The 7,384-nt window shown below is 66.0% G+C and carries 9 protein-coding genes and 1 tRNA gene; 4 read left to right on the plus strand and 6 right to left on the minus strand.

The annotated features are described in order from the left end of the window. From WBF82_RS11670 to WBF82_RS11685, 4 genes are all read right to left on the minus strand, one after another. A partial coding sequence (locus WBF82_RS11670) for a DUF3090 family protein (RefSeq protein WP_424383190.1) occupies positions 1-457 on the minus strand: 457 nt, incomplete at its 3' end. 122 nt (positions 458-579) lie between these two features. Beyond that, entirely contained in the window at positions 580-1,272 is a 693-nt protein-coding gene (locus WBF82_RS11675; protein ID WP_424383191.1) for a histidine phosphatase family protein, read from the minus strand. Further along, entirely contained in the window at positions 1,269-2,099 is an 831-nt protein-coding gene (locus tag WBF82_RS11680; RefSeq protein WP_424383197.1) for an undecaprenyl-diphosphate phosphatase, read from the minus strand. Before WBF82_RS11680 ends, WBF82_RS11675 begins: the two co-directional genes overlap by 4 nt. A 40-nt stretch (positions 2,100-2,139) precedes the next feature. Then, positions 2,140-2,454, minus strand: coding sequence for a hypothetical protein (locus WBF82_RS11685; RefSeq protein ID WP_424383192.1), 315 nt, complete (start codon positions 2,452-2,454; stop codon positions 2,140-2,142). 138 nt (positions 2,455-2,592) lie between these two features. Between WBF82_RS11685 and WBF82_RS11690 the strand changes: the two genes are divergently transcribed. The 3 genes from WBF82_RS11690 to WBF82_RS11700 are packed head-to-tail and all read left to right on the plus strand — an operon-like array spanning position 2,593 to position 4,996. Continuing rightward, a complete protein-coding gene (locus tag WBF82_RS11690) occupies positions 2,593-3,639 on the plus strand; it encodes a YncE family protein (protein ID WP_424383193.1) in 1,047 nt (348 codons plus the stop codon). Then, positions 3,636-3,896: a DUF5703 family protein gene (locus tag WBF82_RS11695; protein ID WP_424383194.1), complete on the plus strand. Its 261-nt coding sequence runs from the start codon at positions 3,636-3,638 to the stop codon at positions 3,894-3,896. The genes WBF82_RS11690 and WBF82_RS11695 overlap by 4 nt, the downstream gene beginning before the upstream one ends. A 2-nt stretch (positions 3,897-3,898) precedes the next feature. Then, complete coding sequence (locus tag WBF82_RS11700) at positions 3,899-4,996, plus strand: quinone-dependent dihydroorotate dehydrogenase (RefSeq protein ID WP_424383195.1); 1,098 nt, start codon at positions 3,899-3,901, stop codon at positions 4,994-4,996. Positions 4,997-5,032: 36 nt separating this feature from the next. On the opposite strand, the gene WBF82_RS11705 is transcribed toward WBF82_RS11700, so the two are convergent. Further along, the gene (locus tag WBF82_RS11705) at positions 5,033-5,563 is read right to left on the minus strand and encodes a YbhB/YbcL family Raf kinase inhibitor-like protein (RefSeq protein WP_424383196.1); all 531 of its coding nucleotides are present in this window, start codon (positions 5,561-5,563) and stop codon (positions 5,033-5,035) included. 21 nt (positions 5,564-5,584) lie between these two features. Beyond that, on the minus strand, positions 5,585-6,949 hold the full coding sequence (locus tag WBF82_RS11710; protein ID WP_424383198.1) for a M20/M25/M40 family metallo-hydrolase: 1,365 nt from the start codon (positions 6,947-6,949) through the stop codon (positions 5,585-5,587). Between the two features lie 121 nt (positions 6,950-7,070). Between WBF82_RS11710 and WBF82_RS11715 the strand changes: the two genes are divergently transcribed. Then, positions 7,071-7,156: transfer RNA gene (locus WBF82_RS11715), tRNA-Leu, on the plus strand. Positions 7,157-7,384: the final 228 nt, after the last annotated feature.

Genomic DNA, 7,384 nt, shown 5'->3' on the forward strand with positions numbered 1-7,384 from the left:
CGCGGTTAGATCGGGTCGCGAACTCCCGCGCCGACTCTGGCGTCAGGAATACCCGCACGGCGTCCGGCCCCTCCTCGGTGTCGTCGAGCACCACGGATGCGTCGAACTCGGTGTCGCTGACGGCCAGTAGTTCGACGACCACGGTTTGCGCCTCGGAGTCCCATCCCAGCCCCATGGTGCCGACCCGAAATTCCGCGTCCACCGGTGTGATCAACGGGCTGAGGTCCTCGACCTCGCTGGTCTCCGGTGGAACCGGTGTGCCGAACCTGCGGTTGACCTCTACCAGCAACGCACCGATGCGCTCGGCAAGAACCGCGACCTGCTGCTTCTCCAGCACCACCGAGACCACCCGGGAGTCGTGCACGGCCTGCAGGTAGAAGGTGCGGTTTCCAGGCTGGCCGACTGTCCCGGCGACGAATCGGTCGGGTGATCGGAAGACGTGAATCGCGCGAGACATGGCAATTCCAAAATACCGGCAGTTGCGGCTGAGTCGTAAATTCTGCACTCAGTCGGTCGACGCCCCAGTGGGGGCACCTCCCAGCCGCGAAGCGGCGAGGGGGCGGGGCCGACACTCGGGATCTAGTCGGTCGAGCCGCCAACGACCGCATCGCCGGGCGGCGCCTCACCGTCTGGCGATGCAACCGCCGTGAGCGCGGACGTCAGTCGCGGGCCAGTGTGGTTGACGTGCAGCACGAATGGGCGCAGCCGGGTATAGCGGATCACGCTCATCGATGCCGGATCGGCCGAAACCCGCTGGAAGCCGTCCAAGTGCAGGGCGAGCGCGTCGGCGACCACCGCCTTGATGACGTCGCCGTGAGTACAGGCCAGCCACAGCGCGTCGCCGCCGTGCTGCTCGGCCAGCCGCGCGTCGTGCTCACGGACGGCGGCAACGGCACGCGTCTGCACATCCGCCAGCCCTTCACCGCCGGGAAACACCGCCGCGCTGGGATGCGCCTGAACGACGCCCCACAGCGGCTCCTTGACCAAATCGCCGATTTTGCGGCCAGTCCATTCGCCGTAGTCGACTTCGGCGAACCGGTCGTCGAACACGGGCTCGATGCCCAGCGCTTCGGTGAGCGGCTCGATCGTGCGCCGGCATCGCAGCAGCGGTGAGCTCACCACCGCCCGGATCGGCAGCTCAGCGATCCGATCGACCAATTCGGCGGCTTGCTGACGGCCCTTGTCGTCGAGGTCAACACCCTCGGAACGACCGGCCAGCACGTGCGCGGTGTTCGACGTGGACCGGCCGTGCCGCAACAGGATGACAGTCATACCGCGCTCACCACCCCCGTTGCCAACAGGATCAGCACAGCGACACCGGCGGCCACCCGGTAGCCGACGAACCAATACATGCTGTGCCGCACCAGAAACCGAAGGAACCATGCGACCGCGGCGAGGCCGACCACGAACGCAATCAGGGTCGCCACCAGCAGCTGCGGGCCTGTCGCGCTCATCCCCTCCGTCACCGGGTGGAAGGCGTCCGGCAGCGAGAACAACCCGGACGCAAATACCGCAGGAATGGCAAGCAGGAAACCGAATCGGGCAGCTAACTCCCGCTCCAGACCCACGAAGAGTCCGGCACTGATGGTCGATCCCGACCGGGAAACGCCTGGGATCAACGCGAGCGTCTGAGCAACACCGACGACGACGGCGTCGCGCCAGGTCAGCTGGTCGATGCCCCGGTTCTGCCGCCCGACACGCTCGGCCACCGCGATCACTGCCGAAAACACCACCAGCGCAGTGGCTATCACCCACAAATTGCGCACGCCCGAGCGGATTTCATCCTTGAAGAGCAGGCCCAGGATGCAAATCGGGATCGTCCCGATGATCACGTACCAGCCTAACCGGTAATCGGCATTGCGATGGGCGGTCACCAGCAAGCCGTTAAACCACGCTTTGAGGATCCGAACGATATCGCGTGCGAAGTAGACCAAGACGGCAATCTCGGTGCCCAACTGCGTTACCGCGGTGAATGACGCACCGGCGTCCTGGGCAAAGAAGATCCGCGAGACGATCGCCAGGTGGCCCGATGACGACACCGGCAAGAACTCGGTCAGACCCTGCACCACGGCCAAATCGGCAACCTGCCACCAGGACATCGCAGCCGTCGCAGTCACGACGACGACCGTACCGGTTGATCTAGTGGGAAACCTCGTCGAGGGCGACAGCGTCACGCACCGCGGCGGCCAGACTGCGCCTGTCGGCGATATCGACGTGGACGACGTTGCGGCGCACTGTGGCGACCACGTCTTCGGGCTGCGGAACCGGCCCGCTCAGCCGGGGACGGTAGATCTCGACGAGAAGCCACTGGCCCTCGATACGGAAAGCAAAACTACGGCCATCACCGAGCTGCCCGAACCCGCTGGCGAACACCTTGTCCGAGAAAACCCCCAACCACATGTCTTCGATAGCAAACTCGGGATCGGCGAAGTGGCGCTCGGCGGCGACGCTCATACGGGGACCATACCTCGCCGCCAGCCCCTCGCCTTTGCGGCGTGACCCGGGCAGGTCGCGACGATGTTCCCTAGGATCGAACTTCACCCCGGCTACCCCTCTACACTGGCCACCCACTGGATAGTCGAGAGTTACCCCGTGTCATCACTCTGCAAACGCAGTGCATATATCGTCCGTCGGCAGGCCGTTGGCCTGCTACTTTTGCTGACATTGGTGGCCGGGTGTTCGGCGAAGACGCGCGAAGGAACCCCACCCACGATCGAGCCGGCGCAGCCGGCGCAATCTCCGCCGTTATCGCACGACCCGGCGGGTATGGTCCGACCGCTGCAGGGTCATCCGCAGGCGGCAATATTCGACGGCCGTACAGCACAGCTGGTGATCTTGACCTCCGGGTCGGCCCCCACCACACCCGCCAGCATCACGGTGACGGGTTCTCAGCAAACATCCTCACGTGTTATCGAGCTGCCCGCGCCGGCGACCGCGCTGACCGGTGACGGAGGCGGCAACGCTTACCTGTCCACCCGCGGCGGCTACTTCCAGGTCGATCTGTCGGCCGGACGAGTCACACGTGTGCCGGTCAGCGGCGCAGAGACCGTCGACTTCACCGCGATCACCCGCCGCGCCGACGGCGCCGTCGCGCTGGGCACCGCCGACGGCTCGGTGTACGCGCTGGCGGGAGGTACCGTCAGCAGCCGAACGACGGTGTTTGCCCACGTCGATTCGCTTGCAGCACAAGGAAATACGCTTGCCGTCCTGGATCGGGGTCAGACATCGGTCACCACGATCGGTGTCGACGGCAAGGTCGGGCAGCAATTACGCGCCGGTCAGGGCGCCACCACGATGGTGGCCGATCCCGCGGGCCGGTTGCTGGTAACCGACACCCGGGGCGGCCAGCTGCTGGTCTTCGGCGTCGACCCGCTGATCTTGCGGCAGGCTTACCCGGTGCGACAGTCCCCTTACGGCCTCGCCGGATCACGCGGGCTGACCTGGGTGTCGCAAACGTCGACGAATCTGGTCATTGGTTACGATCTGTCAACCGGGATCCCTCTGGAAAAGGTACGGTACCCAACCGTGCGGCAACCGAACACGCTGACCTTCGACGATGCTGCGGGCACGTTGTATGTCGTGTCGGGTGCGGGTGGGGGCATCCAGATCATCGAGCACGCCGCGGCGGGCCCCCGGTGACAACGGCGCGAGGACGGTTGCCGGCGGGTTGGGACACCGAAATGTCCGACGAATACGAGTGGGTGCCGTTGCGCCTGCCGCCCGAGGTGACCAGGCTCAGCGCCTCTACTCGACTGTCCATCGAAGCGGAGTACCGCGGCTGGGAGCTAACCCGGGTGCGACTGTATACCGATGGGAGTAGGCGGGTGTTGTTGCGCCGCAAAAAGTCTCGCGTCAACGGTTTCGATAGCGCACGGCTCGACCAGCCGGAACTGTGACGGTGAGCGAACCACGCAACGACCGTCATCGGCTATACGGCGTGCTTCGCCGGTTGTTTTTCCTGGTACCGCCAGAACGCAGTCATGAGCTGGTGTTCGCGGCGCTGCGTGGCGCCACCAGCGCGGCGCCGCTGCGCCGCCGCCTGAGCCGGCGGTTGGCGCCGACCGACCCGGTGCTGGCCAGCACGGTGTTCGGGGTGCGCTTCCCCGGTCCGCTGGGTCTGGCCGCGGGCTTCGATAAGGACGGCATCGGGCTGAAGGCCTGGGGCGCCCTGGGATTCGGCTACGCCGAGATCGGCACCGTCACCGCGCGCGCCCAACCAGGCAACCCGGCTCCTCGGTTGTTCCGGCTGCCCGCCGACCGCGCCCTGCTCAACCGGCTGGGTTTCAACAATCGCGGCGCCGCCGCCCTGGCGACCCGGCTGGCGCGGGAAAGCTCCGATGTGCCAATCGGTGTCAACATCGGCAAGACCAAGACCACCCCCACCGAGCACGCCGCCGACGACTACCGGGACAGTGCCCGGCTGGTCGCGCCGCTGGCCGCATACTTGGTGGTCAACGTCAGTTCGCCGAATACCCCCGGGCTCCGCGATCTGCAGGCCGTCGATGCGCTGCGCGACATTCTGTCGGCAGTGCTCGCGGAGACATCGACACCGGTGCTGGTGAAGATCGCACCCGATCTTGCCGACGCCGACATCGACGAAATCGCTGACCTGGCAATCGAGTTGGGCTTAGCCGGGATCGTCGCCACCAACACCACGGTCTCGCGCGACGGGCTGAGCACACCCGGCGTCGATGCACTGGGCGGCGGCGGCATCTCCGGGCCGCCGCTCGCGCATCGCGCCACTGAAGTACTGCGGCGACTCTACGGCCGCGTCGGTGACCGGCTGACACTGATCAGTGTCGGCGGTATCGAAACCGTCGACGACGCGTGGGACCGCATCACTGCGGGAGCATCGTTGCTGCAGGGCTACACCGGCTTCATCTACGGCGGAGCCTTGTGGGCCAAGCACATTCACGACGGGATCGCGGTTCGGCTGCGCGCTGGCGGCTTTTCCTCGTTGAGCGACGCGGTCGGTTCGGCAGCCGCTAAACCCTGACCCGCAGCTCGGCTGCCAATGTCTTCCGGATACCCGCTACCGCTGTTCGTAGGTTCCGTAGATGACGGCTCGGGCGATCGCATGCTGGAACAGGTTAAAGCCGAGGAACGCGGGGCTGGCGTCCTCGGTGAGGTCGAGTTTCTCAACGTCGACGGCGTGCACGGCGACGTAGTAGCGGTGCGGGCCGTGGCCAGGAGGCGGCGCGGCGCCGACATAGCGGCGCATGCCGGCGTCGTTGACCAGCGTCAGTGCGTCGCCGGGCAGCTCGCCACCGTCGCCGGCACCGTCGGGCAATTCGGTGACCGAGGCTGGCAGGTTGGCCACCGCCCAATGCCAGAAACCCGACAACGTCGGGGCATCCGGGTCGTACACGGTCACGGCGAAACTGCGTGTCTCGTCGGGAAAACCAGACCAGCTCAGCTGTGGGCTGACGTCCTCGCCGCCGGCGCCCATGATTCCGCTGATTTGCGGAGTCGCCAGCGGCTGCCCGTCGGTAATCGACGCCGATTCCAAGTGAAACGACGGCAGCTTGGGCAGCGCAGCGTACGGGTCGGGCGGTGCGATCATGATCGATTCCCTCTCGTGTGATTAGCAGTGTGTCAGGAAGTGCGTCAGCACCTCGGTGCCGAACCTCAGCGCATCGATGGGTACCCGTTCGTCGATGCCGTGGAACAGTGAGGCGAAATCCAGATCCGGCGGCAGGCGCAACGGGGTGAAGCCGAAGCACCGAATACCCAAGCGCGCGAAGGCTTTTGCATCCGTGCCACCGGAAAGCATGTAGGGCACGGTCCGGGCGTCGGGATCCACCGCCAGCAGCGCGGCGTTCATCACCTCGACCAGGTCACCGTCGAAACTGGTCTCATACGACGGCAGGCTGGTGATCCATTCGCGGGTCACCTCGGGGCCGATCAGCTCGTCGACCTCCGCCTCGAACGCCGCTTGCCGCCCGGGAAGCACCCGACAGTCCACCACGGCCTCCGCCGTCGCGGGTACCACGTTGGCTTTGTAGCCGGCTTTGAGCATCGTGGGGTTTGCCGTGTCGCGCAGGGTGGCCTTGACGATGCGGGCAATCGGCCCCAGCTTGTCGATGGCCCCTTCCAGGTCCGGCGAATCGGTGTCGAAGGTGTGCCCGGTCTCTTCGCCGACGGCCGTGAGGAACTCCACCACGGCGTCGCTCAAGACCAGCGGGAACTGGTGGCGGCCCAGCCGCGCGACCGCCTCGGCGATCCAGGTGACCGCGTTGTGGTCATGCGTCATCGAACCGTGTCCGGGCCGGCCGCGCGCCGTCAACCGCATCCAGTGCAGGCCTTTTTCGGCGGTCTCGATGAGATAGAGCCGACGCTCGCCGCCGTCGCGGCGCGGCACCGTTATCGAGAACCCGCCGACCTCCCCCACCGCTTCGGTCACGCCGTCGAACAGGTCGGGCCGGTTGTCGACCAGCCAGTGCGCCCCGTACTTGCCGCCGCTTTCCTCGTCGGCAAGGAAGGCGAACACCAGGTCGCGCGGCGGCACGACACCGGCACGACGAAACTGGCGGGCGGTCACGATCATCATGCCGACCATGTCCTTCATGTCGACCGCGCCACGGCCCCAGACATAGCCGTCTTCGACCGCGCCGGAGAACGGGTGCACGCTCCACTCGGCCGACTCGGCTGGCACCACGTCGAGATGCCCGTGGATCAGCAGCGCGCCGCGCGAGCTATCGGCGCCCTTGAGGCGCGCGAACACATTGCCGCGACCCGGCGCGCCGGACTCCACATATTCGACCTGGTAACCGACCTCTTCCAATTGGCCGGCAACCCAATGGGCACATTCGGCCTCACCCTTGGTGGTTTCCAGATCGCCGGTATTGGTGGTGTCAAACCTGATCAGCCTGCTGACAACGTCCACCACATCGTCCGCGTCGTCGACGGGTGTTTCGGTTGTCGCCGTCACAGTCACCTTTCCTACCATTGCGAGCGCGCTGTACACGGCTCGCGTACCCACTACCGAGCCGGCTGCCACAAGCGGGCCGGGCAGGTTTGGGCGGGAGCGGACCGATCCGATAGCCTTAGCTGCCAATTAATTGGCTTGGGTCCGAGTGGCGGAATGGCAGACGCGCTAGCTTGAGGTGCTAGTGCCCTATTACTGGGCGTGGGGGTTCAAGTCCCCCCTCGGACACGGTGTGTGATGAGTCGAGTCATAGGTGACAGATGAGTCTCCTCATGGTTACGGATTCCCCGGCTATCAGCCGGGGTTTTTGATCTACCCCAGGTTTTGTTCCTAGTCGGTTGCGAGGGCCGGGGTTGGCTGGCTCGCTTGGGATGAGGTGCCGGTGAGGGCGGCCTCGTACTCGGCGGGTGGAACGTAGCCGAGGGCTTCGTGCAGGCGTTCTTGGTTGTACCAGGT

This window comes from Mycobacterium sp. (genome assembly GCF_049673265.1).
Classification (GTDB): Bacteria; Actinomycetota; Actinomycetes; order Mycobacteriales; family Mycobacteriaceae; genus Mycobacterium.

What these genes read in the sequence shown, in the direction of transcription:
- WBF82_RS11705 (WP_424383196.1), bottom strand. Translation starts at nt 5,563, where the DNA reads ATGATCGCACCGCCCGACCCGTACGCTGCGCTGCCCAAGCTGCCGTCG.
- WBF82_RS11685 (WP_424383192.1), bottom strand. Translation starts at nt 2,454, where the DNA reads ATGAGCGTCGCCGCCGAGCGCCACTTCGCCGATCCCGAGTTTGCTATC.
- WBF82_RS11680 (WP_424383197.1), bottom strand. Translation starts at nt 2,099, where the DNA reads ATGTCCTGGTGGCAGGTTGCCGATTTGGCCGTGGTGCAGGGTCTGACC.
- WBF82_RS11675 (WP_424383191.1), bottom strand. Translation starts at nt 1,272, where the DNA reads ATGACTGTCATCCTGTTGCGGCACGGCCGGTCCACGTCGAACACCGCG.
- WBF82_RS11710 (WP_424383198.1), bottom strand. Translation starts at nt 6,949, where the DNA reads ATGGTAGGAAAGGTGACTGTGACGGCGACAACCGAAACACCCGTCGAC.